The sequence below is a fragment of the Priestia sp. SIMBA_032 genome, assembly GCF_046535215.1.
Classification (GTDB): domain Bacteria; phylum Bacillota; class Bacilli; order Bacillales; family Bacillaceae_H; genus Priestia; species Priestia aryabhattai.
This window is the reverse complement of the sequence record NZ_JAWRXD010000024.1, coordinates 28,869-54,412: the sequence shown is the minus strand read 5'-3', so window position 1 is coordinate 54,412 and position 25,544 is coordinate 28,869. Positions and strand designations below refer to the sequence as shown.

The following is a 25,544-nucleotide window of genomic DNA, read 5'->3' as shown; positions in this document are numbered from 1 at the left end:
ATAGCGTTTGTTTTAGATACGTTAAGCCAACTTCCTTCTTTGCCTGAAGGATGTACGTTGCATAGCGATCAAGGTTCGGTTTACACATCGTATGCTTATCAACAAAAAATCAAAGAAAGAGGCATTACCATGAGTATGTCCCGCAAAGGGACTCCCGCAGATAATGCCTCTATCGAATCGTTTCATTCCTCGCTAAAGTCTGAAACGTTCTACCTTGACGAGTTGACATACACTACGACCACCATCGTAGAGCAAACCGTCAAAAACTATATTACTTACTATAACAATGCCCGTATTCAAACAAAACTAAACAACCAGTCACCTGTACAATATCGGCAACTGGTCGTTTAAAAGGTGTTTTGATCCCTGTCTCAAAAACAGGGGTCAGTCCCGTCGGCAGTAGCTTTTTTTGTTAACCAGATAAATTGTCTTGGAGGAGATAGATAATATGCTTTATGGTCTCTTAGATCTGGATAACAAAATGTCCCTCGAATTGAGGTAATGATTCATAAAGACTAAGTTATTCCTCATAGTAGTATGCATGACAATTTTTATTAAATTAAAGGTTGGATTAATCAACTATTTAACTTCCCCTCTAAATATTTTTATAGTTTTTTTTAAAAGACAATGGACCTCCATGCACCTGTATAGAGGTAAAATAATATCCTTGAGCAAGATTAAATGAACTGTTTTCTCTTTTTTATATAATTTAGTACAACCTCACGTTCATCTTCAAATAACATGGTCAAATGATTAATTTTAGATATCGGTTGCCAGCAATATGAGTCTAAGATTTGAACTTTCTTCTCTCCTGCTAATATCTTAACTTCAAAATAGGTCATGTGAACATCAACATTATCCGCAAAGTCCCATGAGACAGGGTTTCCATAGATATCTTGACCAATGCAGACTGGGAGCTCCATTTTTTTAATATGATGATGGATGGCTCCATAGTTGTATTCAAGCATCTTAGGCAGGTTTTTGTGATGGACCGTGATACTAAAATTCTTCAGACTGCCGTTTATTTCGATGTTGCTGCCTAATACTTGCCGTAATGCCCACCTTTTTTTCGTTAAAAGCTCCGGGTCGATCCCATTTAGTAAGGAAAAGGCATACCGCGTATAGGTGTGATGATGATCGATTTGATGAATTTTTGGAAACAGATAGGAAGTACGGTCTCCACGTTTCACCACCCGATAAATCTCTGCCGTACGAAACGCTTTAATTAATTGGCCACGTAATTTGAGCTTCTCAAACATCAGCATTCCTCCTCAAAACATAAATGTCGCAAAAAAGTAAATCAAAGCACTATAGAAAGTGACAGGCAAAATAAAACGCATTACTCTTGCGAACTGATCCACAAGATCGATCACACCCCATCGTTCTAATATTCGTTCGATAATAGCAATCCCTAAGACGATGCCTCCTATAGTAAGAATGGTGGGGTCAAGCATGGCGAGTGGACTAAACGGAACAAAGGAACAAGCCCTGAAGGGACGAGGTTTTGTTGAAGATTTAGAGGATGGTTTATGGAAGAAGTTTCGAAAAGTATTATAATGCGTTTTTCTCATGTTGATACCTTCTTTCACTCTTTTAATTTTTTTGCTTTTGACGTACCTGTTTTTCCAGCTCAAGGCATCCGGTCGCCCCCTTCGCCTCTTCGGCTCAGCTCCCTTACAGATTCCACAAATGGCTTCAACAGGGTTATAAAGCTTGTATTAACGGGGTAGCGATACTGAGCTAGCTACTGATTAGATAACGGAGTTACAATACTTTAGATACTATGTAGCTACTGCGGTAGGCTTGCCTGTCCACTCGAAAAATAACAAAGAACCCCTACTGCAGTAGGTAAGGGTTAGCTGATTATGTAAGAAGTAAGGGGTTTTTATATGCTGGGGGTTGTCCTACTAGCTTATTCTTCTTATGAAATGGACGAGACATTTGATGTTGTCCAAGAGAACAAAAATAAAGGACAAGCAAAACTCCATGATCTTATGACATAAAGAGAAAAAATTTATAGAGGAAAAAAATAACAGGATTAATGAGCTTTAGCCGGGGGTAAAGTCAACTAACTATTTCAAAAGGAGAGAGAGATTTATGGAAATTCTATGGATGCTAATTGTAGGTGGAATTATCGGTTGGCTTGCCGGTTTAATTACAGGGCGTGACGTTCCTGGAGGCATTATTGGTAATATTATTGCTGGTTTTATTGGTTCTTGGTTAGGTGGTCTGATCCTGGGAAGTTGGGGACCAGTTATTGGTGGTTTTGCCATCATTCCAGCCATTATTGGAGCAATCATTCTGGTGTTAATTGTAAGCTTTGTTCTAAGAAAGATGGGACAAAAAAACAATCATGGTCATCATGCAAAATAAACCGAAAAAAATTAAGTTGGAGTGATTAAAAATGGGAGAAGAAAGTAAGCCTGTGTTAGATGATTTTGTTGAAGATAATCAATTTGAATTAGAATCTTACCTTACTTATTTGTTCGATCAAATTAATCATGATAGCGAAGTTCTGTCAGAAACTTAATGAGAAACCAGATATTTTATTACAAAGAAAAAGAGAAAAAAATAATAAATCAGAATATAGCATAAGCGACCTTAGTAACTTTGGTTACGATACATAGGGTCGTTTATTGTTATGGAGAATGTTAAAAAATAAAATGAAGATTTTCTTCATAGCAAAGTTCAAAGATTATTAATTACCTTCACTACTGCTTTAGTAAAAAACGATTGGTCCTATACTTTGATTAAAGTCCTTTCGAAGTGCCAAACGAAGGATTATACATACGATCAAAAAGGCACATTCATTGTTGGAAAAATCTGTTCACTGTTAATAAGAATTTATCTACCTTAATAAGCTAACTATTTAGTAAATCATTTCATAATAAAGGGGATGGAAGTGTGTTTGGATTCAGTGATATGCCTAAGTTCTTGTTTTCTTTCTTACTTGTATTACCACTTGTATCTCTCGTTCACCAATTAGGACATTCTATCATGGCAATTTTTTTCGGAGGGAGAGTGGATTTTACCATTGGAAAAGGAAAAACCATTTTTAAATGGAAAAAAATTAAAATAAAATCAGTCTACTTTTTAGATTCTTTTTGTGTATATGAAAAACTAAAATACGATAACCGATTTACCCATGCTTGTGTCTATGCTGGAGGTGCCATTGCTAATTTAGCTTCTATTTTCCTTATAAATGGTTTGGTTATGGCTGACATCCTTTCAGCAAGTCTCTTTTCTTACCAGTTTGTCTATTTTTCTGTTTATTATATTGTCTTCTCGCTATTGCCTATTAAATTTACAGAAACAACTTCAAGCGATGGACGTGCTATTTATGATGCATTGAGATATGGAAAAATAACATGTAACCCTGATTAATAAAGCTGGAATAATGATGTGAAATGATGGGTTTGCAAGCTACATGGGATTCCTTTTTACGTAATAAATTAGATGATAAAAATACAATTATTTTAAATAATATAGTTAATTCAGCAATTAGTGTTGATGTTGATAAATAATTGATATCAAAAAACCTTCTACTCCTGTCAGGTAGAAGGTCATTTGTGTGATTGAAATGTCATTGTATACCCTGCGAGAAAGGTAACACATTTATTCATTACCAATAAAATCATACTTTAAACAGGTTGCATAGGGAAACCTTCTATCCTATAGATAGAAGGCAAGATAGAAACATACTATAAGCAAAGGTTGATGACTTAGATAACTTTACATTTATTTTTATACCCAGAAGGAAAGACCTTAAACAAATAAAAAACCCTTCTACTCATAGAGAGTAGAAGGTCACATGGATCACATGCTGTTAAAAAAAGTTAGTTGATTATAGATTTTAACCGAAAAAATAAAATTCATACACCTTACATAAAAAGATATATGTTCATTTTTTATACATGGGGTTAGCTTAGTGGGCTACCTTTCGCGTGAAGTGAACGAGAAGTCTAAGAATGACCCACCGACTAAATACAGCAAATTAGAGTTACCCATTGAAAGATGCTTATATAAGGCCTCGATAATAAATAGCTATTCTGTATGAACATAGATAAAATGTAATGGAAAACAGTATGGGGGAAACAAGAATATAAAGTAATGCGGAGCAATGTTAGCCATTGCTAAATATAAAAGAAACCCTATGACTAACATAGAATTTTATGAGATCTATGATTATTTATCATCTTTTTTTAATTTTTCTAGTCCTTCTTGTATGAGTGCTCTTATTGCTTCATTACGGTTATTATATCTCTTTTCATGCCAGTACTCTTCTATTTCTTCTAATTGCTCCAGTGGGAAGGTAACAAGAACCTGTTTATTCTTACTTTTATCAACTACGATATAAATCCCTCCTTTTAAGTATTATAACCACTAAAACCTATATTGAAACCAGTCTATATATTGGTTATAATGTATATATATTACATATCTTAAATAATGGTTATATAACTTATATAACCATTATTTAAGATATGTAATATTCATAACAAAAGGGGAATATAGGTCGATGAAGAAGTTCTTAGTAAATTCATTAATGGTATTTGCACTTGCTTTTGTAACCCTGTTCGGAAGCTCAGCAGTTAAAGCTGAAGCAGCCGTAACAAAGAGTGATGATTTAATTATTATTAATAAGCACTACAACAAACTAATCTATTATCATAATGGATATGTTGAGATGATTGAACCAGTAGCTACGGGGAAAAGTTGGGAGAAAACACCTGTAGGACATTTTAAAATCGTGAATAAAATTAAAAATCGTCCATATTATACAGGACATATTCCTGGGGGTGACCCACGTAATCCACTTGGTAAACGTTGGTTGGGTCTAGATGCTGATGGAACAAAAGGCGATACATATGCTATTCACGGTAATGCTAATGAATCAAGTATTGGAAAATATGTGAGTCAAGGATGTGTGAGAATGCATAATGCTTCAATTGAGAAACTTTTTGATAAAGTTAAGGTTGGAACACCTGTTGCAATTACAAATTCACCTAAGAGCTTTCAAGAACTAACAAAAATTTATGGTTATAAGTTTAAAGGTTATAATACTAAATAATATATAAAAAGGCAGCTACTATATTTTTTATAATGGCTGCTTTTTATTTTCGTTCTATCATCTGCATTTGAAAAATTTCTATTTCTTTAATAACTGCTCCTTGAAGATCTTCTTTTAGCATTTCATTTTTGATTATTGGCACGATTGTTTGTGTATGACTTCCTGTAACCCTAGGTATTACTCCGGCCTGATGAAAAAAGCTCTCCTTTTTTTCACTTTTTTCAAAGTTAGAGTTCACATTATTTTCTATTGTATAGCTTCGAAATAAGCTACAACTTATTGTCTTCAAATTTCTAATCATTTTTTAAGAATCTTCTAAGTATATGTTAATTTTTCACTGGTATATTACAACAATGACAGAGGATATTTCGAAGGGATGTTTGATAGAAATCGTATTTAGACCATCTGAATTTAAAGAATGCCAGCATGTTGAAAAGGTAGCTAAAAGGAAAATAACCTGTATCATTTTTAGAGTAATATAAGTCTCTTTAATTTAATCTTCTCCATCTATTTGGTAGCATCAGGATTTTGATAATTTCCAATAGAAAATATAGTGTTACTGAGAAGCGCCGTGACGCCATTAACTTTTGTTTTATTGGGAAATACCCATTATTAGTTGTATGAATTTTAGCATTTATCATCGCAAGTAATAGCAAGGAAGGGAAGCGAAAGGAAGAATGAAATCAAAAGGTATTATAAGAAGAGTAGATAAGTTAGGGCGTGTAGCTCTTCCAGTTGAGATACGAAGCATTTTTAACATTAAAGAGAGAGCTCCTGTAAAAATTCATATAAATGAAGATAAGATTATTTTAAAGAAAAATAGGCATTTGCTCAAATGTATGATAACAGGTGAAATCTCTCTACAAAACAGGTTATATTCAGGTGGAATAGTGTTAAGTACAAGAGGAGCAGAAATTTTATTTCATGCATTAAAAAATAACTAATTGAAATAGTGGTAGCAACATTATAAATTGCATATCTCATGTTCTAAAAAGACTGAAGCCACATTTACATAAAAAAAGGGAAGGTTTTTAACCTTCTCTTTTTGTTATATAGTCATCTATACTCAGATGATCTTTTTCTTTTCAAATTGGCAATATTCATGTAGAAAAACTAACGGAATAGATACTAATTAATAAACGAAGTCTTTATTTTGTAGATACTATGTAACTACTTCAGTGGGCGTACTTGTCTACTTATAAAATAAAAAGAAAATGTACTGTAGTAGGTGATCGTTAGATGATTACCGAATATGTTATAGGTAGCAACATTATAAATTGTATAACTCAAGTTTTAGAAATACACCTTTGCAATAATCATAATCTCTCAGCCTGTACTAGTTGCAAATCTAGTGCTAATTCATTTGTACCATTTACTAATATAAAACTTAAATTTTTAAGGAGAGAGAAAATGGGAACATTATTTAATCAAACACCACGAAAAGATCATTTTGAGAATGATGCTGTTAAATTTCTTGATACAGTAAAAACTCTTGCAAGAGATCATGGCCTGACAGTTGAAGAGACCTGTCGTATTTTAGAACTATCTATGAAAATTGATGATTGTGATCGCAAAGATGAGCAATTAGCAGGATTGGGTCGATTAATAAAGGATTTAATTGATGAAATTTCTATGTTAAGAGAAAAGTTATAACATGATAAATTAGAAAAAACACCTAGAGAGTAAGGTGTTTTTCTAATTAAAGATGGTTAAAACACAGTTAAACTAAAAAAGAGAAGGTTTTACAAAAGAACCGACAATTGAATGCCAGTTCCTTTGTATTGTATAAATTTAGTCATTCTTCATCTTCATAAATAAATAAGCTATTTACAAAGGTCTCGAAATCAGGAGCTAATTCAAATATAAGTGTGTCTGTTCCCCATTCTAAATCCATATAAATTACAGGAGGGCTATCTTTTGTATTCCGATAGTCGAATGCAATCCACCAATGTCCCTCTCCACATAATAGAACAATATCTTTTGGTAACTCCCATTCTTCTATGTAATAATCACTTGATAAAATGCCTTCTTTCCCTATTCCATAAATCTCAGGGACATTTACATGATCGTCTGCCCAATTTGTTGGAACGGAGGTAGGGTAGTCACAATATTTTAAAGAGCCGCCATTCCGCATTTTACATAACTCAATATAGGATTTTGGTAACTTCACACCCAACTTCTTTTCTGCATCATTGACCATTTCTTCTGTTAACTTTTTTGATTGACTGTATCCATCATCCCAAATATCTCTCATTTCCCCAGCCCTTTCAATCAGTACCAACTAAATACTTTTTTTCATCTCACATTCGCGGCATTCACGTAAGAAAACGCCACCTTTTACGGAACTTTTGAAGTAAGATGAGTTGCAGTTATCGCATCTGCCACTAACTTTATCCGGAAATTCATCGTATTCATACACTTTATCAAGATCTATTTCTTGCTGCTATTTTTCTTCCATGTTGATCACTCTTTTCTAATTGCCTTATATTAGCTTACCACAAAAAGCGAAGGTGACATTATTTTATGTAAAACGAACATAAACTAGCTCATTTAACCTCATTTTATTTTTTAATTCGATACTTCATCGATAAAAACAAACAAATTCCCCAGGGAATCAACAGATTGGATGAATCCCTTTTCTGTAATACATTGTCCCTTTTTGTAGTATGTAGGATAAACTTGGTCTTGATTTTTACACACCTCACTATTAAAGATAAAGCTTAATTATCCTCCAATTTCACATCATTTCAATCTCCTTCTTTAACACACTTGCTGCGCTGTAAAAAGTGGAATTATATGTTTCATTTCCTTGTTATAAAATATAGAAGGTTCGTATCGTTCTTAATCATATATCTCAAATTTTTAGTCATATCGAAAATTCATTAAACAGATGCACAAACTATGTTATAATGGTGATGGGAATAATACGTGAATTACCTAATGTGTTCAACGTAGCAAAAAGCCACTTGTAGTATACAAGTGGCTTTTACTTATTAGAAATCTATATACTTTTATTTACATTGATTAATTAAAGATAGAAAAAAATACATATAGACGAGGTGTAAAAAATGATTAATCTATATACGACAACCAGCTGCGTTTCTTGCCGAAAAGCAAAGGCTTGGCTTGAGGAACATCAAATTGATTATATTGAGAGAAATCTATCGTATGAACCTATTACAGAAGATGAAATTAAAAATATTCTTAGTATGACAGAAAAGGGTACAGATGAAATTATTTCTACAAGGTCAAAGATCCCTCAAAAGTTAAATATAGAGATTGATGCACTGTCGTTACAGGGTCTGTATGATTTGATAAAGAGCCATCCTTTTATACTTAAACGCCCTATTATCATACAAGATCGTAAAATACTGCAAATCGGATATAAAGAAGAAGAGATAAGAGCTTTTATTCCTCGGAAACTTCGTACTTTCACGATGACAGAACAGGCAGTAGTAGGTGATCATTAGAGGGTAATAGAAAAGCAATCAACGGCTGCCTTAACTTCTAAAGTAGATTGTAATAAAAGGCATCGGCAGTGTAGTAAGGTATATATTTCAGATTCTAAAAATGAGTAAACACAACTACATCTACATAAAAAGGAGAAGGGTAAAAACCCTTCTCCTTTTACTATATAATCCTCTATATTTAGATACTCTTCTTCATACCGTATTCCCGACATTCGCGTAAGAAAATACCACCTTTTACAGAACTTTTGAAGTAAGATGAATTGCAGTTGTCGCATCTGCCACTGACCTTATTATCAAGACCCAAATCGAAAAAAACATAGAAAATAAAGGTTAATACATATTGTACATGACTAATATGTATTAATCTTTTAATCTTTGTTCAACAAAAGCGTCCGTTTGATGAACTTCCTTAAACATCTATGGACCTAACATCTGAAAACAATATCTAAGCTATCGTTGTAATTATCGGTTGATCCCTTGTAATAATTATTGTGTGCTCATATTGTGCACAAAGACTATTATCGGGCACACATAAAGTCCATCCATCCGAACTTTCAACTGTATACTCTGCTCCAGTTGATAAAAAAGGCTCAACAGTAATAACCATACCTTCTTTCAATACCCGTTTATCATGCTTGTCATAGATAGGTAAAATATCTTCAGGTGCCTCATGTAAAGACCTTCCAATGCCGTGACTGCAAAGATCCGTAATTACCTTGTAACCACCTTTTCGGGCTTCATTTTGAATAATTCTTCCGATTTCATTCAATCTTACCCCATGTTTAAGTGAAGAAATAACTTTCATCATAGTATTGTGTGTGTATTGACAGAGACGTGTTACAGAAGGGTTATATAAAGGGATCTGAAAGGAATGACCTGCATCGGCAAAGTAACCATTTAACTCAGCAGAGACATCAATATTTATTAGGTCACCTTCTTGAATCTTCCGATTCCCTGGTATTCCGTGAGCAACCTCATGGTTAATGCTAATGCATGTGTTACCAGGAAAATTGTAGGTTATCTTTGGTGCAGAGACCGCACCATATCTTCTTAAAAAACGTCCCCCGATTTCATCCAATTCTTTGGTCGTCATTCCGGCACGTGTCTGATTTTTCATTTCACTTATTGTTAAAGCAACGATTTTGCCGATTTCCTTAAGCCCATCAATATCATCCTTACCTCCAACTGTCATATATGAACCCTCCAATTTTTTTGATGTTTTCATTTTACCCAACGTAATGTTTCCGATTCTCCATAAGCTGGTCCGATTGCTTAATATCACTTATTACAAAGTTACAAAACTCATACCACTCACCCCCTTAATCATATTAACGCTTGGTCTGAAGACCTCATCACGCCTCCATTTGCAACAAACTTAAGCTCCTTTATAATATGTACATATTAAACTATATGTATAGTATCTAAATAACGAATCTAATATTTATAAGAAAAGAGGATATATGCTCGTATATTGAACATAATATCCTCTTATTAGTTTAGTGTATTTAAATTTTATCTGGATATTCAGCATAGTCATATACCTTGTTAAGATCAGTTTCCTGCTCCTTTATTTCTTCCAGGTTAATCACTCTTTTCTGTTTACTCTTATTAAAAAAGCTTTCTTGAATTTCATTAATTATCATTAAGGCGATAGCACAGCTGGATAACGCCAGAAGAAAACGTTTTTGTATTAACCAGTTTAAGGTTTAACCTTTGTTTTATGTCAATAAATAAAGGTTTCCCATCTCCCAAAACAACAGGATGAACCGATAATCTAAATTCATCTACAAGCCCTAAATTTATAAAATTTGTAATAAGACTTGCTCCGCCATAGAGCCAGATATCCCTACCAGGCTTTTGCTTTAATTTATTTACTTCTTCCAAAATATTATCATTTATATATATTGCTTTATGATCAGCCCTTTTTTGTGTCCTAGAAAAAACATACTTTTCTTTGCTGTGAACTAATTCCCACATTTCTTTTTCGGCATCAGAATCTCCAGTTTCCGGAGTGTATTCCCCCCATAAATCGTAGCTTTTTCTTCCATATAAAATAGTATCAATTTGATTCAAGAAATGAGTAAACCCCATATCAGAGTCCATGATACACCAATCAATTTCTCCGTTTGGTCCTTCAATAAATCCATCTAAAGTAACTGCTAAATCTAAAATTATTCTTCTAGGTCTTATGTTATTGGACATAAAATCTCCACCCTTACATGTTCTATATTTAAATATTGTATTGTCTTTTAAATGTGAAAATCTCATCTACAGCCTGCTGATATCCCCCTGATTTTTGAAAAGATTCTCTTATATCTGTTAGAGCTTTATGAAAGGAAGGATGTCCTAACACATAATCCACGGTTTTACATATGTGACTTACAGTCAACCCTTGCATTTGTAACTTAATGCCAGCTCCAAGACTCTCAACTTGTTGAGCAATTACCGGCTGATCTGCGCTTTGTGGGATTACAATGAGTGGAATCCCATAATAGAGACCTTCATTGGTGCTATTCATTCCGCCATGTGTGATAAATAATTTGGTGTACTTTAGCACTTCAGTTTGTGGAACGTAATTTTTCACAATAAAGTTTTTAGGAATCTTCCCTAAATCAGATAGTTGAGTTTTTCCACCAATAGACATAACAACGGTATAGTCAGTGTTCTCAAAAGCCTTAAAGCAAAGTTTATAGAAATTAATTTCCTGATTAAAAACAGTACCTAATGAAATGTAAATGACACTTTTTCCTTTTAATACAGAAAAGTCGAAGCTTCCTTGTGTTTCTATTGCAGGAATGGATGGTCCTACAAACTTGTACGTTTGATCGAATGTTTCTCGAAAAGGTTGAAACTCCCTAGTTGTATATACAATGGTAAGAGGGGCAGGATTACAAAAAACTTCATAAGGAGAAGTGATTTCAACCCCATATTTTTCTTTAATCTTTCTTGTTAGACTTTGAAAATCACTATTTATCCTGTTAGCATGTTCTGGTGGAATATTTTGCGAAAGGTGTTCTAACATTCTTTTAAATGATAGTTCAGTTTGAGCAAAAGATGTGCATGAATTAATTGCAGGGAGTTTTAGAATTTGGGAGAGTAAACGTCCACAACCAAACATCGAATCGTGAATGATGTAATCAAACTGTTCTCCTTGGATTTGTTCAAGAACGCTAGGTATAATGATATCTGCTGTATGTAAAAGACCGTTGATTCTTTCGATTAAATAATTTCTTCCACCTGAGATAAAGGCTTTTAAAAATTTTTGACCGTCAAATGTTCGTACATCAGCTCCTGTCTTTTCAATACGTTCTCGAAAAGCTTCTATTGAAAAGTATACTACCTCTTCTCCACGTGAAATAAGCTCTTGTACAACTGCAATTGTTGGATTGATATGTCCTTCTGATCCACCATTAATAAATAGAACACGTGCCATTATAATCACTCCTTAAAGTAAATCTGCTATCTATTACATAACGTTTAAAAAATTGTAAGTAATGAAAGGTCGAGAAAGCAAAAGATTAATTTAAATAAAATTAGAAAGGAGGTTCCAGTTGAATGGAGAAGGCAAAAATTAGTGCCAGTCAATTATTTATTCTAATGGTTCTGTTTGAACTAGGTAGTTCTTTATTGGTACCTATTGCAATGGATGTAAAACAAGACGCCTGGCTTGCGATTCTGCTTGGGATGGTAGGAAGTTTTGTTCTATTTCTAGTCTATAATAAGCTGCATTCTTATTATCCGGATCTGCTGCCTACCGAGTACATGCAAAAAATCATGGGTAAAGGGATTGGGACGGTACTTGCCTTTGTCTACATCCTTTATTTTATGTATGATGCAGCGAGGGTTCTCCGTGATTTTGGCGAGATGTTGTTAACCTCCGCCTACCCTGAGACTCCTTTATTCATTGCACATACTTTATTAATGCTTGTTATTATTTATACGATTCGAAAAGGAATCGAGGTTGTAGCTCGCTCAGGAGAAATCCTTTTTATATTCATGTATATTTTTGCCATCGCGGGGTTTGTTCTCATCGTATGTTCAGGTTTAATCGAGTTTACAAACTTACAGCCAGTACTTGAAGAAGGTGTTTTACCTGTCCTGAAAGTTGCATTTACTCAAACCATCTATTTTCCGTTTGCAGAAGCGATGGTATTTACAATGATATTGCCGTATTTAAAAGACCAAAAAAAGGCAAAAATGACGATGTTATGTGCAACAGGACTAAGTGGCATCAACTTAATTATTACCATGCTTATTAACATTAGTGTACTTGGGGTTAATTTGACTTCACGTTCACAATTCCCTCTTCTTAGTACGGTACAAAGCATCCAGGTAGCTGACTTTTTGGAACGTCTTGATGTATTTTTTATGCTTGCTTTAGTTATCGGTGGTTTCATTAAGATTAGCGTGTTATTATATGCAGCTGTCATAGGTACGGCTAACTTATTTAAGATTAAATCACCTTCACGTCTTTCCTACCCTTTGGGCTTCGTTATTCTATTTATGGCTAGCACGATTGCGAGCAATTTTCAAGAACATCTCCATGAAGGACTAAAGGTAGAAATGTTTATTCTACATATGCCTATCCTCGCGATTATTCCCCTTCTTCTTCTTTTTGTTGCTTTCTTGAAAAACAGAAAGAAACAGAGAGGATAACAAATTTATTTGTATCTTTTTTCCGAAGTTGAAGTGATTCATATATTCTGTTGAATTCTTATAAGTTAAAGCTTATCCATGTGAATTTAAACTATTTGAGGTGGTTTTTATGTATACTTGGTTTTATGATCATTTTGTTAATACAATTCTATTTCCTCTTACTTGTATAGTAATAGTAGCCATCACGTTAAGTGCATATACATACTTAAAATTGAGGAAAGCAAATAATCGATAGTCTCTAGGAATTGTTGATTTTAATATTGATCTTTCTTCCCCTTTTAAAAAAGCTGATTATGTTTAGTTTACTTTTCGTCATATCATTAAGTAAAACTAAACGTATGTTATTAAAAGTAGTGTTATTGATTTTACTCCATGTAGACAAATGAAGCTTTTTTCTACAGAATATTACGCTTCTAAATCACAGAATATCAATGATTATTTAACAGGTATTTCTTTTATTTCGACGCGGATTTTTCTAAAAAGATATGCTTTTACGGACGATATATTTAATTCTGTTTTAAAACGGTAAAGGAATATAGTCAAGGATTTCATTTTAATTCTTCTTGTTTTAATTTTTCTCTTCTTCTTTCAGGTTCTTATACAACTAAAGGGGCAGTTTGTTTGAGTAAGGGATCCGATTGTTTTTTCTTGTTTATTTAGTATGAGTGCATTTGTAGAAGAGTTTAATTCATTAATTGAAACAGTGGAAGAAAACAACCCTGAAGAAACTAAACGAATAGAAGAGATTTTTGGCGATACCCCTAAGTGAACGTTAATGGCTACCATTTTGATACGCAGCAAATGTTTTGGGGATTATTGGTTAGTTATAATTCTTTACTAATCATTCTAAAAATGTTATTCTTTAATCATGGTTTGAAATTCATGTCTTTATTTTAGAATGTTCATTCTACAATAGATTATGACGTTTGTTTTTGTTAGTATTGACTCATGGATTTTTTTAAGGAGAAATAAAATGGCTAGAAGTAAAGAATTCGATGAAAAAGCAGTATTAAGAAAAGCTATGGAGCTTTTCTGGGAACAGGGTTATGAAAAAACATCCATGCAAGATTTGGTGGATCATATGGGGATACACCGCAGAAGTATATATGACACATTTGGTGACAAGCGTTCATTGTTTTTAGCTGCCCTTAATCACTATGAAGAGCTCATCGTCAAGAAGATGGAAAGCATAATTAGCAGCACTTCATCCACTAAACAGGCGATACGTGAGGTTTTTATTTTCGTACTGAATGCCATTGAACAATACCCAAAAGGTTGTCTATCAGTAAATGCAGCTGTTGAATTATCTTTGTTGGACAAAGAAATTGGACGCATAGTTACAAAAATGTTTAACCGTACTGAAGGTATGTTTAATAACCTTATAAAACGGGGCCAAACTAGTGGAGAACTATCAAAAGAAATCGATTCTGATAATACATCTCGTTTCTTACACAACAATTTGGTAGGTATAAGAGTACTAATAAAAACTAATTATGATAAAAAAGAATTAGAAGGCATCATCGCTCTAGCACTTTCAGTGTTAGACTAGCTTTCTTTTTTTGTCTTTTTTAGAATGTTCGTTCTAAAATTAATATGAAACAAACCATCATAATGCATACTGATAAAATTTCTTTTTAATTTCTAAGGAGGAACACAAAAATGACAAACTTTAAAATACCAACAGAATCAGAATTTATTGAAGCAGATGGAATTCGTTACGCATATAGAAAATTTGGTACACAAGATGGTATACCAGTAGTATTTCTTGTTCACTTTAGAGGAACGATGGAAAACTGGGATCCAAATATGCTTGAACCTATTGCAAATAAACGCCCAGTAATCTTATTCGACAATAAAGGGGTTGGTGAGACCGATGGACTAACGCCTACTACAATTGCTGATATGGCAAAAGATACAGCAACATTTATAAAAGCTCTTGGATTAGAACAAGTTGACATTCTTGGTTTTTCCATTGGTGGCATGGTTGCGCAAGAGCTAGCTTTACAAGAAGGAGATTTAGTAAGAAAAATTATTCTAGCAGGTACTTCACCTGAATCTGGTATTAATCCAAATCCAGAGATTTTTGAAAGAATGAATCGTCACGGTGGAACAGAAGAAGATGGAATAAATGATTTTATGTTCTTTTTCTACGAAAAAACCGAAACAAGTAAATCTGCAGGAATGGCTTCACTACAAAGAATTTTTAAACAGAAAAAAATAAACAGTTCAGAACAAGTAAAAGAGGCACAATTACAAGCCATTGCAAAATGGGCTAAACAAAAATCTAATCATGATTATGAATGGTTACAAGACATCAAACACCCTGTACTTGTTACTAATGGTGTTAATGATGTGATGGTACCGACTAAAAACAGTTATATCTTAACAGAGAAATTACCCAAAGCACAGCTGATTGTATATCCTGATTCTGGTCACGGGCATCTGTTTCAATTTCCAGAACTATTTGCAGAACACGTAAATTTATTTCTTGATTCTAATTCTTATTAAAAAGGAGTATTCATATGAGCAGATTATTTGAAAAAGTTCGTATCGGAAACATTGACTTAAAAAATCGTATAGGTATGGCTCCGATGACTAGAAGCAGAGCTTTACCAGATGGTACGCCGAGCGATTTAGTAGCAGAGTACTATGGTCAGCGTGCTTCAGTCGGTTTAATTATAAGCGAAGGAACCCAACCTTCAGATGATGGGCAAGGTTACACTAATACACCTGGTATTTATACAGAAAATCATATTAAAGGGTGGAAAAAAGTAACTTCTAAAGTTCATAGTGAAGGCGGTCATATTTTTATTCAGCTTATGCATGTGGGACGTGTATCACACCCTGATAACACACCTCACCACCGCCAAGCAGTTGCACCGTCAGCTATTGGACCTGGTGTAGAAATTTTCACGGCAGAAGGAATGAAAGAAATTCCAACACCAAGAGAATTGAGTGAGCTTGAGATAAAAGATGTTGTCAATGAGTTTCGTTTAGCAGCACGTACAGCAATTGAAGCTGGTGCAGACGGAGTTGAAATTCATGGAGCGAATGGTTATCTGATCCAACAATTCCTTAGTGAAAACTCCAATCATCGTCAAGATGCATACGGTGGTACGATTGAGGGCCGTTCTCGATTCGCTATTGAAGTAGCTAAAGCAGTTGTTGATGAAATAGGAGCAGAAAGAACAGGCATCCGTTTTTCTCCTCAAGGAACACTGCAAGGCATTGATGAGGGGGAAAATAGCCTTGAGATGTATCGCTATTTAATAAGTGAATTAAATAAGCTTAACCTTGCATATCTTCATTTAATGCACTTTGGAAACGAGCAATTCCTAAAAGATGTGCGTCAGCTTTGGGATCAATCACTTCTTGTTAACCGTCCAGGTCGTCCTCTAGATCAACTTTCGTCTGATGTAGATAATAATCTTGCAGATGTTATTACAGTAGGCACTTGGGTACTAGCTAATCCAGACTTTGTAGAACGGATTCAATCAGGTGCTCCCCTAAACGAACCTGATAAAAATACGCTCTATGCCGGAGGAAAAGAAGGTTATACAGATTATCCTTTCTTAAAATAATTTATTTAAGCAGTATGAAATAATACTTTAAAAACAGAAAAGAGAACATAGAAGTAACTCTAATGTTTTCTTTTCTATTTTTTAATTTAGCTAAATACGATTGTTGCTAGCGTCTTATTCTTACAAGAATCCTTTCAACTCTATCACTTAATTGGTGGAAATATGGTTATCATTGGCGTGGTTAGGACAAATAGGTTATTTTTGATCTTAAACTTAAAATAGAAAACCCACGAATGAGTTCTGAGGAGTGGGGAAAATAATGGTTTTTAACTTTCGGTTAAAAATTCTTTACTGAACGTTCTTAAATTGATATACTCAAAACGAGTTAGATCTAACAGTTTTTTTATCCAAATAAGAATGATCATTCTTAAATTACCTAAAGAATTTATTGGGGGAATGAATAGTATAAAATTGTTGCACTCTAAGTGCGTCAAATAATTCTAAATCCTTTCTCAGAAATAAGAGATAATACGTTCTAAGGTGGGAGTACATGGCTAGAAATAAAGAATTTGATGAAAAAGAAGCATTAAGGAGAGCAATGGAGCTTTTCTGGCAACAGGGGTATGAAAAAACATCCATGCAAGATTTGGTGAACTATATGGGCGTTCACCGTAGAAGTATCTATGATACATTCGGTGATAAACATACTTTATTTATTAGAGCCCTAAGTCACTATGTAGAAGTAATGGATGAAAGAATTAAAAATAACATAAAACCAGAATTAACGGTTAAGCAGGCTATACGAAAATTATTTGAAATGGTTATTTATCCAAATGATAAACAGCCAAAAGGATGTTTAACAGTAAACACAGCAGTTGAATTATCGTTACTCGATCAAGAAGCAGCTGAAAAAGTTGCAGAGACTTTTTTAAAGACCGAAACCTTATTATTTGATCTACTGAAACATGGTCAAGAACAAGGAGAAATCCCTGAACACTATGATATCAAAGGGCTTTCTAAATTTATTCATAATTCCCTTGTAGGAATACGAGTATTAGCAAAAACAACAGATGATAAGAAAGAATTAGAAACCATTATTGATTTGACTTTATCAACACTGGACTAAGATATATCTTGTTATTTAAATAAATGAATTAACACCAATCTGAATATATTTTTAAGGAGAGAATGAATATGAAGTACACAGTTATTACAGGAGCAAGCTCAGGTATAGGATATGAAACTGCCCTAGAATTTGCTGCTCGTGGCAAAAACTTAATTATTGTAGCTAGAAGATTAGATAAATTAGAAGGGCTTAAATCAGCCATTCAGAATATAAATCCTGATTTAGATGTTATTATTCATACAAGTGACCTATCTGTCACAGATCAGGCATACACATTGTATAACAGTTTAAAGAAGTATCAAATTGAGACGTGGATTAATAATGCTGGTCTTGGTGAATCTTCTTCTGTGACGGATCAGAATTTAGAGAAAGTAGAATCCATGCTACGTCTTAATATAGAGTCATTGGCAATCCTTTCTACACTATTTGTGCGAGATTATTCTCATGTAGAGGAAACTCAATTAATTAACGTATCATCAGCACTCGGATATGCAATTTATGTTGGTAGTATTACTTATTCTGCATCTAAATATTTTGTTAGTGCATTCACAGAAGGGCTTGCAAAAGAACTTGAACAGAAAGGTGCGAAAATGAAGGTGAAGATTTTAGCACCAGCAATGACGGAAACAGAATTCGCGAAATCTGCAAGTGATATGAAAGGATTTGATTACAAAGCAAATGTCCCTATGTATCACACAGCTAAGCAAATGGCTGGTTTTATGATGGAACTTTATGACAGAGATAAAGTGGTAGGGATTGTAGATGTAAACTATGAATTCAAATTAAGAGATCAAATTTATGCAATACTAGGCGCATAATTTGTCACCAAAAGTTTTAAACTAAAGAAACGGAAATAATCTGTGAGGATGAGAAATATAGATTTCTTTCCAGTATCGTTTCAAAAAAATTTAATCAATTGAGAATGAACGTTCTAAAAAACAACAGTACCAAATGGATAATAAAGATGCTGTTGTAAGTATTTAAGTTTTTGGTGGTGGGTTGATCCTAAAATAGGGAGGCAGACATCTCCTAAAATAAGATTCCCTCCACCTAAATGATTGGAATAACATAAGATCTTATAAAAAGAATTATATTGAGGATAGAAAAATGAAGCAGACAGCGAAAATAATAAAAATAAGGTAAAGAAACTTAATAAATGCAACTCAACGGAAGGGTGCTGATAAAAAAATGAAAACACTCATGAAAGCAGCTCAGATCACCAAGTACTCAAAAAATATCCATGCCCAAGTCAATGACATTCCAACCCCAGAAATCGATGACAACGAAGTCTTGGTAAAAGTCAAAGCTGCGGCGGTCAACCCACTTGAAATATTAAATATTACAGGAAGCGTAAAACTAATTCAAGATTATGAAATGCCTCTTACATTAGGAAATGAACTAACTGGAATAGTTGAAAAAGTTGGTGAAAATGTACATGAATTTAAGGTAGGAGATTCTATTTATACGAGACTCCCTATTGAGAAGATTGGAGCATTTGCAGAGTATGTTGCAGTTGATGCAGCAGCCATCTGGCATTTGCCGAAAAACTTAGATTATGTCACCGGAGCTGCTGCACCTCTAACTGGTTTGACGGCATTTCAAGGGTTAACAGAAGAGTTAGAAGCGAAAAAAGAGCAAACAGTGTTCATTCCAGGAGGATCCGGAAGCTTTGGCCAAATGGCTGTTCCAATTGCTAAAGAAATGGGATTGAAGGTCATTGTTTCTGGGGGTCCTTCTGCTAAAGAGAGGACGTTGAATGCTGGTGCGGATCAATATATCGATTACACGAAGGAAAATTATTGGGAAATACTAGACAAAGTTGATTTTGTTATTGATACACTCGGTGCAGATGAATTTGACAGAGAATTGTCCATTATCAAATCTGGTGGTCGCTTACTAAGTCTTCGTACAGGACCAAATAAGCAGTTTGCAATAGATGGAGGTTTTCCTAAATGGAAACAAATCCTTTTTGGACTAGTTGGTGCTAAATTTGATAGGAAAGCAAAAAAACAGGCTGTTCAATATCGCTTTCTTTTCGTAAGAGCTGATGGAAAGCAGTTAGAAAAAATTACGAACATTATTGAAGAAAACAATATTGTTCCAGCTATCGATCCTACTAATTTTACAATTTATAACATTAACGAAGCACTAAACTTAGTTGCAAATGGTCATCCAAAAGGAAAAGTGGTTATTAAATTTTGAAGGTAAGTAGGAGGAGTAGCAATGTCGATTTATTATTCTTATATTGACGCACCTAACTTATTCATTCAGCAACAGAATGGTAAAAGGTATGCGTATAGAGAATTAGGAGAAAAAAAAGGAACCCCTATTATTTTATTGACACATCTATCAGCTAATCTTGATAATTGGGATCCAAGGGTTATCGATGGTCTTGCTAAAAGTCATTGGGTCATCGCATTTGATAACACAGGGGTCGGACTATCCAATGGTGAAGTACCAAACAACATCCCTCAAATGGCAGATGATGCTATCACATTTATAAAACTATTAGGGTTTTTAAAGGTTGATTTGATTGCTTTGTCTATGGGCGGAATGATTGCGCAAGAATTAATTTCAAAAGAACCAAACTTGGTAAGAAAGGTGGTATTAGTTGGTACGGGACCTCGAGGAGGAAAAGGGATTTCTAATGTCAGCCGTATTACTAATCTTGACCTTGTCCGTGCTGCCTTGACTTTTAAAGACATCAAGACCTATCTGTTTTTTCCAACCACAGATAATGGTAAGAAAAAGGCTAAGGAATTTCTAACTCAAATAAAAAAAAGGAAAAAACATCGAGATAAAACAATTAGTTTAAAAGCTTATAGAAAACAATTAGATGCAATCACTAAATGGGGTAAAGAGAAGCCTGCAGATCTATCCAAAATTGTTCAGCCAACATTAATAATAAACGGAGATAATGATCGCATGGTTCCAACAGAAAATTCATATGACTTATCAAATAGAATTCCTAATAGTAAGATAATAATATTTAATCATGCAGGACATGGTTCTTTATTTCAATATCCAAAAGAGTTTGTCGAAATTGTACTAACATTTTTAAGTTAATGAACATTAAAATACAGACTATCCTTTTGAAAGCATGAATATTAGTCTTCGTTTATCAATTATAACTCAAAGTGGAGGATGAGCATCCATCTCCATAATTAAAACAACGATCCTGGCAAAAAATATTGAATTATTTTAGCAAATATACATTCATATTTTTTGCTGAAATTTTTTTGGAAAGAAAGGAATCAAAATATTACCATGGATACCCTGTGCTGTTCAACGATAGTTATATAAACCCCAAATTCCTTCATGGTCAGCAACTTTTTGATAAAATATTCATATCTTATATTGGGGAGTTGTTTAATGGCCAATTTAAATTCTTCTTTATTCATTATATTTTCCTCCACAACAACTCAAAGAGCTGATAATACGTGAATTTTACCGATTAACGAATAGTTTAGAGTGTTTGTTAGAATCATTATTTGAAGAAAAAGATCATTTATTACATTCTAAATTTAGTGCTGATACTGCTATGGCAGTCTATCTCACCATTCTAGATGGATTATTTGTAGAGATGTTGTATGGAGGAAGATCAGAGCGTTTAGAGAAAAGAATCTCTTCAACTTGGGATGTCTTTTGGCAAGGAATTAATAGTAGTAAACGAGCATATGAATAAAACGTGGGCTTTTTATACATCTTCAGGTCATTCATTTGGTTGATAAACCCTATCAAACCAAGGATGTATAAAAAGCTGCATAAAGCAGAAATCGTAACCTCATCGGAACCCTTGGTAATGAACTGAACCCAAAAAGTTAGACAATTAATATTTAAGCAACGTAGTTGGCATGAGTACGGTATTCGACTGGACTCATGCCTTTCAATTTTTCCTTAATTCGAATGTTATTGTAGTAATGTATATATTCTTTTAGCTCTCTCTCAAAATGGTCCATATCTTTAAATTGTTGAAGGTATAAAAGCTCTGACTTCAATAAGCCAAAGAAATTCTCTATGACGGCATTATCTAGACAGTTACCCTTACGGGACATACTTTGAATAATATTATTTTGTTGGAGTGCTTTTTTGTACTTCGACATTCTATAGTGCCAACCCTGGTCTGAATGGAGAATGACTTTTTCTCCCTGTTTTAAGCATTTTAATGCTTGATCAAGCATCTTACCTACCAAAGGATAGATAGGCTTTGATTCAATGTGATAAGAGATAATTTCACCGTTAAAAAGATCCAGTATAGGGGATAAATAAAGCTTTTTGCCAAACAGGTGAAACTCTGTCACATCTGTTACCCATTTTTGATTAGGCTGAGTAGCTTAAAAATCACGCTGCAGGACATTAGGAGCTGTTTCTCCAACATTTCCTTTATAAGAACGATACTTTTTCACTCGAACTAAACATTTTAATCCTAGTTCTTTCATTAAACGACGTACAGTTTTATGATTTAGTACATAGCCTTGGCGTCTAAGTTCTAGCGTAATACGAAGATATCCATAACGTCCCTTATGATGATGAAATATATCTTGGATAAGGTTTTTCATATCTCCATATTTATCAATACGATTGGAAGAAGCATTTACCCAATAATAATAGGTACTGCGCGCAAGGTTAGATACAAGTAGTAGTAATTTTAAGTCAAATTGTTTCCTTAGTTCGTGTACTACTTCTGCTTTTTCTCGTGTAGAGATGTTTTCTGAACTAAGGACTTCAACTTTTTTAAATAAGCATTCTCTGCACGTAAATATTCTAGCTCAGCTTGTAGAGCATCAATTGATTGAGTAGTAGGGTTTTCTTGTTTATTCTTTATCTTCTTCAAGGATGGACGCCTCTTTCCCTTAGGTTTTAGGGCATCAATACCACCATTCTCATAAAGAGTTTGCCACCTTTTAAGCGTTCTTCTAGATTTAATATTGAAGATAGCAGCTGTTTCTCTTATTGACGTACCCTGTTCTTTCATATAGGTGAGTACATCTAGTTTATCTTTTACTGAGTACCTTGCATAGGAATTTTTAAACGCTTCGTTCCCATGATATTGAAAGCGTTGAACCCAACTGCGCACATCTCCTTCATCTGCCCCTATAGAATCTCCGATTCTTTTAAAAGACCCTTGATTAGATAAGTATTTTTTCACAGCCATTAGTTTCTCTTCTTCTGAAAATCTCTTCATAAAAACTGCGCCTCCAATTGGTTAGATTATGTCTAACAATTGGGGCGCAGTTCAGACCAGGAGTTTTTTCAGTAACGCATCAAGGTATTAAAAGTGATACCTCTCTTGAGTAGTTTGCTCAAAGGTTGCAGCAGTTATGCAACCTTTACATAGCAGATTTGCAATATCCTCTTGCATAGATACTTAATGTGTTCCGAAAATGTGTTTTATGTTAACTAGAGCTCTGTATATCAATTGTTTTTTTTCTTTTAAAAAGGGTAAAGACCAAATAAGATCATGTTAATTCTTAGAGTTAACATCTTTCCCCTTTTCCAAACTATTTCGTTGGATATAGGCGCCATAATAGGCGTCTTTTTTTTGCACAAAAAAGGCAATTCACTACGTTTTCATGAATATAGATAGGAGAATAATGAAGAAAGGAAAGGTGTGAATGATAAGAAAGTTATCTATTCCTATTTTAACTTTAGTGATCCTATGGACAATTATTCTTTGCATAGAAAAACAAGTTATGGTGGCCTGTTTTCTATGGATCGTTTATAGCGCCTTGCAATTTTTTCGAAGGGAATAATTTTTATCTTCTACATAAAGATTTTTAGGAAAGTATATGAATCGTACATAAGAGGATTTCTAATAGATCTTTTTATTCCTTTAGCAATACTACAAACCTAACCTCCTTCCATAAACAAAAGACACTGGATCTTAACCAGTGCCTTTTGTTTATCATTTTATTTTATGCTCCATAATTTTTATGGAAATGTCATTTATGTGAATCATTAGACACTTTTCAGTTCCCTCGGATCTGTTACTTTGTTTTTATATTTCTTTTCAAATTTATTAAACATGGATATATTCGCTAGTACTCCTACAGCAAACATAAGCAATGTAAGAGAAGAACCACCATAACTTACAAAAGGTAACGTTACACCTGTAATAGGAAGAAGTCCCGTTACTGCTCCTAGGTTAACAAATGCTTGAATACCAATCATAACGGAAATACCAATGGCTAATAAGGCGCCAAAAGGATCGTTGCATCTTTTAGCAATTTTTAAGCCTTGTAAAATAATAAAAAATAGCAATCCTAATACAAGCAGCACTCCCCAAAAACCTAATTCCTCAGCAATAACTGCCATAATAAAATCTGTATGAGACTCAGGTAGATAACCAGCCTTTTGAATACCTTGTCCTAACCCTTGACCAGCTAGTCCCCCAGTTCCTATAGCTAGGTAGGAGTTAACCAATTGGTAGCCATCTCCTTGCTGATTCGCAAAAGGATGGAGAAAACCAGTGAAACGAGCCAAACGAACAGGAGAAAAAACGGTAGCCATCTGTCCTGTTACTAATAAAACGATGAGCATAATGATCACACCTACTACTCCTAGTAAAGCAATCTTTAGCATGGATTTTCTAGAGATACCTGAACATAAGACAATAGCTGCAACTGTACCTAAAATAAGGAGAATTCCACCGTAATCGGGTTGTAAAGCAATTAAGAAACAAATAAAAAATACGATAAGAATAGGTGGAATAATAGCGCGCTTTAGATCATTGATATACTCTTGTTTATTCGCAAAAACAGCCGATAAATATACAATGATCGTTAGTTTTGTAAATTCTAGTGGTTGTATTCTAATCGGGCCCAGTATAAGCCAACTTTGTGCATTTCCCGCGGTATGTCCAAAAATAAGGACCAAGGCAAGAAGTGTAATCACTGTTATTAATAAGATTTTTAATACTTTTTTCTCTCGATAAATTTTATAGGGAATAAAGGCAGAAACACAGAAAAAGAAGAATCCTGCTATCAGAGCAAGTTTTTGCTTTTGATAAAAATAATCCCCTTCAACACCGTAACGACTAACCGCCGTTACCATACTAGCACTGTAAACCATGACTAAACCTATGAGGCTTAGAACAATTAAGGCTGCAATAAATTTGTAATCATAACATTTTACTATTTTCTTAAACATAAAAACTCCTCGTTCCTTGCAAGTGTAAGAATCTTATTTTTATCATAAAACAAAAATTCTTAGTAGATTATATAGAGTAAAAAGAACACTCAATAGTATAATAACAGTTCCTCGTGCTTTGTTCTTTCCGACGATATAATCATTTATACTATGTAAGAGAAAAGATACTGAAACCATAAGAACGGCTATATTGTACCAGTAATCGCTATCAAACAGCCAAGCTATACTCATACAAATAAGCAATACAATCAACGTTGCATTTCGAATGCGATTATCAATAAAAATTTGTGCGTATTTCATGAAAATCTCCCACTACTATGTCTTTTATTATATTTAGTTACGCTTTATTCTTTCCTCTCCGTCTCACCTTATTAACTTATATTATTCTTAGACGTTCCTGTTTTTAAGGTTAATAATCCTCTTTCTTCCAACAAATTAGGACATATAGAACGTTTTGGTATATAATAAGTTGTTTTGAATGATTTAATTATAGACATTAGGATAAAGAAAACAATAAAAAACGAATCTTTTCTTTTTTATGCTATTCGTTA

28 protein-coding genes and 2 pseudogenes are annotated in these 25,544 nt (G+C 33.9%); 17 read left to right on the top strand and 13 right to left on the bottom strand.

Translation table 11 applies throughout. The features are described 5' to 3' along the window. The coding region (locus SB717_RS29575) for an IS3 family transposase (protein ID WP_410906169.1) at positions 1 to 351 on the top strand (351 nt) is incomplete at its 5' end. 326 nt (positions 352 to 677) lie between these two features. Here SB717_RS29575 and SB717_RS29570 read toward each other — a convergent pair. Both SB717_RS29570 and SB717_RS29565 read right to left on the bottom strand, forming a co-directional pair. After that, positions 678 to 1,259, bottom strand: coding sequence for a hypothetical protein (locus SB717_RS29570; RefSeq protein WP_410906167.1), 582 nt, complete (start codon positions 1,257 to 1,259; stop codon positions 678 to 680). Positions 1,260 to 1,271: 12 nt separating this feature from the next. Further along, on the bottom strand, positions 1,272 to 1,571 hold the full coding sequence (locus tag SB717_RS29565) for a hypothetical protein (protein WP_410906165.1): 300 nt from the start codon (positions 1,569 to 1,571) through the stop codon (positions 1,272 to 1,274). 526 nt (positions 1,572 to 2,097) lie between these two features. Here SB717_RS29565 and SB717_RS29560 point away from each other — a divergent pair. The 4 genes from SB717_RS29560 to SB717_RS29545 all read left to right on the top strand — a co-directional run bounded on the left by SB717_RS29560 (position 2,098) and on the right by SB717_RS29545 (position 5,071). After that, positions 2,098 to 2,373 (top strand): GlsB/YeaQ/YmgE family stress response membrane protein, encoded by a 276-nt coding sequence (locus tag SB717_RS29560; protein WP_053488407.1) that lies wholly within the window; start codon positions 2,098 to 2,100, stop codon positions 2,371 to 2,373. 31 nt (positions 2,374 to 2,404) lie between these two features. Next, positions 2,405 to 2,530: a hypothetical protein gene (locus SB717_RS29555; protein WP_255257736.1), complete on the top strand. Its 126-nt coding sequence runs from the start codon at positions 2,405 to 2,407 to the stop codon at positions 2,528 to 2,530. Positions 2,531 to 2,904: 374 nt separating this feature from the next. Next, on the top strand, positions 2,905 to 3,384 hold the full coding sequence (locus SB717_RS29550; protein ID WP_053488408.1) for a site-2 protease family protein: 480 nt from the start codon (positions 2,905 to 2,907) through the stop codon (positions 3,382 to 3,384). A 1,135-nt stretch (positions 3,385 to 4,519) separates the two neighbouring features. Further along, positions 4,520 to 5,071, top strand: a complete 552-nt coding sequence (locus SB717_RS29545; protein ID WP_057244070.1) for a L,D-transpeptidase — start codon at positions 4,520 to 4,522, stop codon at positions 5,069 to 5,071. Positions 5,072 to 5,114: 43 nt separating this feature from the next. On the opposite strand, the gene SB717_RS29540 is transcribed toward SB717_RS29545, so the two are convergent. Next, positions 5,115 to 5,372 (bottom strand): hypothetical protein, encoded by a 258-nt coding sequence (locus SB717_RS29540; RefSeq protein WP_200509023.1) that lies wholly within the window; start codon positions 5,370 to 5,372, stop codon positions 5,115 to 5,117. A 376-nt stretch (positions 5,373 to 5,748) separates the two neighbouring features. On the opposite strand from SB717_RS29540, the gene SB717_RS29535 reads away from it, so the two are divergent. Together SB717_RS29535 and SB717_RS29530 are read left to right on the top strand one after the other, a co-directional pair. Beyond that, on the top strand, positions 5,749 to 6,015 hold the full coding sequence (locus SB717_RS29535; protein WP_410906162.1) for an AbrB/MazE/SpoVT family DNA-binding domain-containing protein: 267 nt from the start codon (positions 5,749 to 5,751) through the stop codon (positions 6,013 to 6,015). 295 nt (positions 6,016 to 6,310) lie between these two features. Continuing rightward, a complete protein-coding gene (locus tag SB717_RS29530; protein ID WP_410906160.1) occupies positions 6,311 to 6,724 on the top strand; it encodes a hypothetical protein in 414 nt (137 codons plus the stop codon). Positions 6,725 to 6,866: 142 nt separating this feature from the next. On the opposite strand, the gene SB717_RS29525 is transcribed toward SB717_RS29530, so the two are convergent. Together SB717_RS29525 and SB717_RS40310 are read right to left on the bottom strand one after the other, a co-directional pair. Further along, on the bottom strand, positions 6,867 to 7,325 hold the full coding sequence (locus SB717_RS29525; RefSeq protein ID WP_410906158.1) for an SMI1/KNR4 family protein: 459 nt from the start codon (positions 7,323 to 7,325) through the stop codon (positions 6,867 to 6,869). Positions 7,326 to 7,352: 27 nt separating this feature from the next. Next, a complete protein-coding gene (locus tag SB717_RS40310; RefSeq protein WP_486360773.1) occupies positions 7,353 to 7,505 on the bottom strand; it encodes a DUF8096 family protein in 153 nt (50 codons plus the stop codon). Between the two features lie 634 nt (positions 7,506 to 8,139). On the opposite strand from SB717_RS40310, the gene spxA reads away from it, so the two are divergent. Continuing rightward, positions 8,140 to 8,541: a transcriptional regulator SpxA gene (gene spxA / locus SB717_RS29520; RefSeq protein WP_057244072.1), complete on the top strand. Its 402-nt coding sequence runs from the start codon at positions 8,140 to 8,142 to the stop codon at positions 8,539 to 8,541. A gap of 178 nt (positions 8,542 to 8,719) precedes the next feature. On the opposite strand, the pseudogene SB717_RS40305 reads toward spxA, so the two are convergent. The 4 genes and pseudogenes from SB717_RS40305 to SB717_RS29505 form a co-directional block, all read right to left on the bottom strand. Continuing rightward, a pseudogene (locus SB717_RS40305) lies at positions 8,720 to 8,833 on the bottom strand (DUF8096 family protein); the annotation flags it as partial. 153 nt (positions 8,834 to 8,986) lie between these two features. Beyond that, on the bottom strand, positions 8,987 to 9,733 hold the full coding sequence (map, locus tag SB717_RS29515) for a type I methionyl aminopeptidase (RefSeq protein ID WP_410906156.1): 747 nt from the start codon (positions 9,731 to 9,733) through the stop codon (positions 8,987 to 8,989). Between the two features lie 440 nt (positions 9,734 to 10,173). Next, positions 10,174 to 10,743, bottom strand: coding sequence for a dihydrofolate reductase family protein (locus SB717_RS29510; protein ID WP_410906154.1), 570 nt, complete (start codon positions 10,741 to 10,743; stop codon positions 10,174 to 10,176). A 28-nt stretch (positions 10,744 to 10,771) separates the two neighbouring features. Next, positions 10,772 to 11,974: a macrolide family glycosyltransferase gene (locus SB717_RS29505; RefSeq protein ID WP_410906152.1), complete on the bottom strand. Its 1,203-nt coding sequence runs from the start codon at positions 11,972 to 11,974 to the stop codon at positions 10,772 to 10,774. A 122-nt stretch (positions 11,975 to 12,096) separates the two neighbouring features. Between SB717_RS29505 and SB717_RS29500 the strand changes: the two genes are divergently transcribed. From SB717_RS29500 to SB717_RS29465, 8 genes are all read left to right on the top strand, one after another. Continuing rightward, on the top strand, positions 12,097 to 13,197 hold the full coding sequence (locus SB717_RS29500) for a GerAB/ArcD/ProY family transporter (RefSeq protein ID WP_410906150.1): 1,101 nt from the start codon (positions 12,097 to 12,099) through the stop codon (positions 13,195 to 13,197). 973 nt (positions 13,198 to 14,170) lie between these two features. Then, positions 14,171 to 14,746: a TetR/AcrR family transcriptional regulator gene (locus SB717_RS29495; RefSeq protein WP_410906148.1), complete on the top strand. Its 576-nt coding sequence runs from the start codon at positions 14,171 to 14,173 to the stop codon at positions 14,744 to 14,746. 110 nt (positions 14,747 to 14,856) lie between these two features. Beyond that, positions 14,857 to 15,705 carry an alpha/beta fold hydrolase gene (locus SB717_RS29490; RefSeq protein ID WP_410906146.1) on the top strand — a complete coding sequence of 283 codons (849 nt, stop codon included), beginning with the start codon at positions 14,857 to 14,859 and terminating at the stop codon, positions 15,703 to 15,705. A gap of 14 nt (positions 15,706 to 15,719) precedes the next feature. Next, the gene (locus SB717_RS29485) at positions 15,720 to 16,778 is read left to right on the top strand and encodes an alkene reductase (RefSeq protein WP_410906144.1); all 1,059 of its coding nucleotides are present in this window, start codon (positions 15,720 to 15,722) and stop codon (positions 16,776 to 16,778) included. 490 nt (positions 16,779 to 17,268) lie between these two features. After that, entirely contained in the window at positions 17,269 to 17,844 is a 576-nt protein-coding gene (locus SB717_RS29480) for a TetR/AcrR family transcriptional regulator (RefSeq protein ID WP_410906142.1), read from the top strand. A 68-nt stretch (positions 17,845 to 17,912) separates the two neighbouring features. Next, complete coding sequence (locus SB717_RS29475) at positions 17,913 to 18,662, top strand: SDR family NAD(P)-dependent oxidoreductase (RefSeq protein ID WP_410906140.1); 750 nt, start codon at positions 17,913 to 17,915, stop codon at positions 18,660 to 18,662. Between the two features lie 370 nt (positions 18,663 to 19,032). Next, the gene (locus tag SB717_RS29470) at positions 19,033 to 20,046 is read left to right on the top strand and encodes an NADP-dependent oxidoreductase (protein ID WP_410906138.1); all 1,014 of its coding nucleotides are present in this window, start codon (positions 19,033 to 19,035) and stop codon (positions 20,044 to 20,046) included. 21 nt (positions 20,047 to 20,067) lie between these two features. Beyond that, complete coding sequence (locus SB717_RS29465) at positions 20,068 to 20,910, top strand: alpha/beta fold hydrolase (protein ID WP_410906136.1); 843 nt, start codon at positions 20,068 to 20,070, stop codon at positions 20,908 to 20,910. A 188-nt stretch (positions 20,911 to 21,098) separates the two neighbouring features. On the opposite strand, the gene SB717_RS29460 is transcribed toward SB717_RS29465, so the two are convergent. Then, positions 21,099 to 21,245, bottom strand: a complete 147-nt coding sequence (locus tag SB717_RS29460; RefSeq protein WP_410906134.1) for a hypothetical protein — start codon at positions 21,243 to 21,245, stop codon at positions 21,099 to 21,101. Between the two features lie 74 nt (positions 21,246 to 21,319). Here SB717_RS29460 and SB717_RS29455 point away from each other — a divergent pair, with 74 nt between their 5' ends. Then, entirely contained in the window at positions 21,320 to 21,529 is a 210-nt protein-coding gene (locus SB717_RS29455; protein WP_410906132.1) for a hypothetical protein, read from the top strand. 151 nt (positions 21,530 to 21,680) lie between these two features. On the opposite strand, the pseudogene SB717_RS29450 reads toward SB717_RS29455, so the two are convergent. The 3 genes and pseudogenes from SB717_RS29450 to SB717_RS29440 all read right to left on the bottom strand — a co-directional run bounded on the left by SB717_RS29450 (position 21,681) and on the right by SB717_RS29440 (position 25,293). Next, positions 21,681 to 23,029 (bottom strand): annotated as a pseudogene (locus SB717_RS29450) (IS3 family transposase). Between the two features lie 773 nt (positions 23,030 to 23,802). Next, positions 23,803 to 24,993: a putative lipid II flippase FtsW gene (gene ftsW / locus SB717_RS29445; protein ID WP_410906130.1), complete on the bottom strand. Its 1,191-nt coding sequence runs from the start codon at positions 24,991 to 24,993 to the stop codon at positions 23,803 to 23,805. A 42-nt stretch (positions 24,994 to 25,035) separates the two neighbouring features. After that, positions 25,036 to 25,293 carry a hypothetical protein gene (locus tag SB717_RS29440; protein WP_410906128.1) on the bottom strand — a complete coding sequence of 86 codons (258 nt, stop codon included), beginning with the start codon at positions 25,291 to 25,293 and terminating at the stop codon, positions 25,036 to 25,038. Positions 25,294 to 25,544: the final 251 nt, after the last annotated feature.

Excerpts from the sequence above, each read along its gene's own strand:
- SB717_RS29570 (WP_410906167.1), bottom strand. The coding sequence starts at position 1,259 with ATGTTTGAGAAGCTCAAATTACGTGGCCAATTAATTAAAGCGTTTCGT.
- SB717_RS29565 (WP_410906165.1), bottom strand. The coding sequence starts at position 1,571 with ATGAGAAAAACGCATTATAATACTTTTCGAAACTTCTTCCATAAACCA.
- SB717_RS29560 (WP_053488407.1), top strand. The coding sequence starts at position 2,098 with ATGGAAATTCTATGGATGCTAATTGTAGGTGGAATTATCGGTTGGCTT.
- SB717_RS29555 (WP_255257736.1), top strand. The coding sequence starts at position 2,405 with ATGGGAGAAGAAAGTAAGCCTGTGTTAGATGATTTTGTTGAAGATAAT.
- SB717_RS29545 (WP_057244070.1), top strand. The coding sequence starts at position 4,520 with ATGAAGAAGTTCTTAGTAAATTCATTAATGGTATTTGCACTTGCTTTT.
- SB717_RS29540 (WP_200509023.1), bottom strand. The coding sequence starts at position 5,372 with ATGATTAGAAATTTGAAGACAATAAGTTGTAGCTTATTTCGAAGCTAT.
- SB717_RS29535 (WP_410906162.1), top strand. The coding sequence starts at position 5,749 with ATGAAATCAAAAGGTATTATAAGAAGAGTAGATAAGTTAGGGCGTGTA.
- SB717_RS29530 (WP_410906160.1), top strand. The coding sequence starts at position 6,311 with ATGATTACCGAATATGTTATAGGTAGCAACATTATAAATTGTATAACT.
- SB717_RS29525 (WP_410906158.1), bottom strand. The coding sequence starts at position 7,325 with ATGAGAGATATTTGGGATGATGGATACAGTCAATCAAAAAAGTTAACA.
- spxA (WP_057244072.1), top strand. The coding sequence starts at position 8,140 with ATGATTAATCTATATACGACAACCAGCTGCGTTTCTTGCCGAAAAGCA.
- map (WP_410906156.1), bottom strand. The coding sequence starts at position 9,733 with ATGACAGTTGGAGGTAAGGATGATATTGATGGGCTTAAGGAAATCGGC.
- SB717_RS29510 (WP_410906154.1), bottom strand. The coding sequence starts at position 10,743 with ATGTCCAATAACATAAGACCTAGAAGAATAATTTTAGATTTAGCAGTT.
- SB717_RS29505 (WP_410906152.1), bottom strand. The coding sequence starts at position 11,974 with ATGGCACGTGTTCTATTTATTAATGGTGGATCAGAAGGACATATCAAT.
- SB717_RS29500 (WP_410906150.1), top strand. The coding sequence starts at position 12,097 with ATGGAGAAGGCAAAAATTAGTGCCAGTCAATTATTTATTCTAATGGTT.
- SB717_RS29495 (WP_410906148.1), top strand. The coding sequence starts at position 14,171 with ATGGCTAGAAGTAAAGAATTCGATGAAAAAGCAGTATTAAGAAAAGCT.
- SB717_RS29490 (WP_410906146.1), top strand. The coding sequence starts at position 14,857 with ATGACAAACTTTAAAATACCAACAGAATCAGAATTTATTGAAGCAGAT.
- SB717_RS29485 (WP_410906144.1), top strand. The coding sequence starts at position 15,720 with ATGAGCAGATTATTTGAAAAAGTTCGTATCGGAAACATTGACTTAAAA.
- SB717_RS29480 (WP_410906142.1), top strand. The coding sequence starts at position 17,269 with ATGGCTAGAAATAAAGAATTTGATGAAAAAGAAGCATTAAGGAGAGCA.
- SB717_RS29475 (WP_410906140.1), top strand. The coding sequence starts at position 17,913 with ATGAAGTACACAGTTATTACAGGAGCAAGCTCAGGTATAGGATATGAA.
- SB717_RS29470 (WP_410906138.1), top strand. The coding sequence starts at position 19,033 with ATGAAAACACTCATGAAAGCAGCTCAGATCACCAAGTACTCAAAAAAT.
- SB717_RS29465 (WP_410906136.1), top strand. The coding sequence starts at position 20,068 with ATGTCGATTTATTATTCTTATATTGACGCACCTAACTTATTCATTCAG.
- SB717_RS29460 (WP_410906134.1), bottom strand. The coding sequence starts at position 21,245 with ATGAATAAAGAAGAATTTAAATTGGCCATTAAACAACTCCCCAATATA.
- ftsW (WP_410906130.1), bottom strand. The coding sequence starts at position 24,993 with ATGTTTAAGAAAATAGTAAAATGTTATGATTACAAATTTATTGCAGCC.
- SB717_RS29440 (WP_410906128.1), bottom strand. The coding sequence starts at position 25,293 with ATGAAATACGCACAAATTTTTATTGATAATCGCATTCGAAATGCAACG.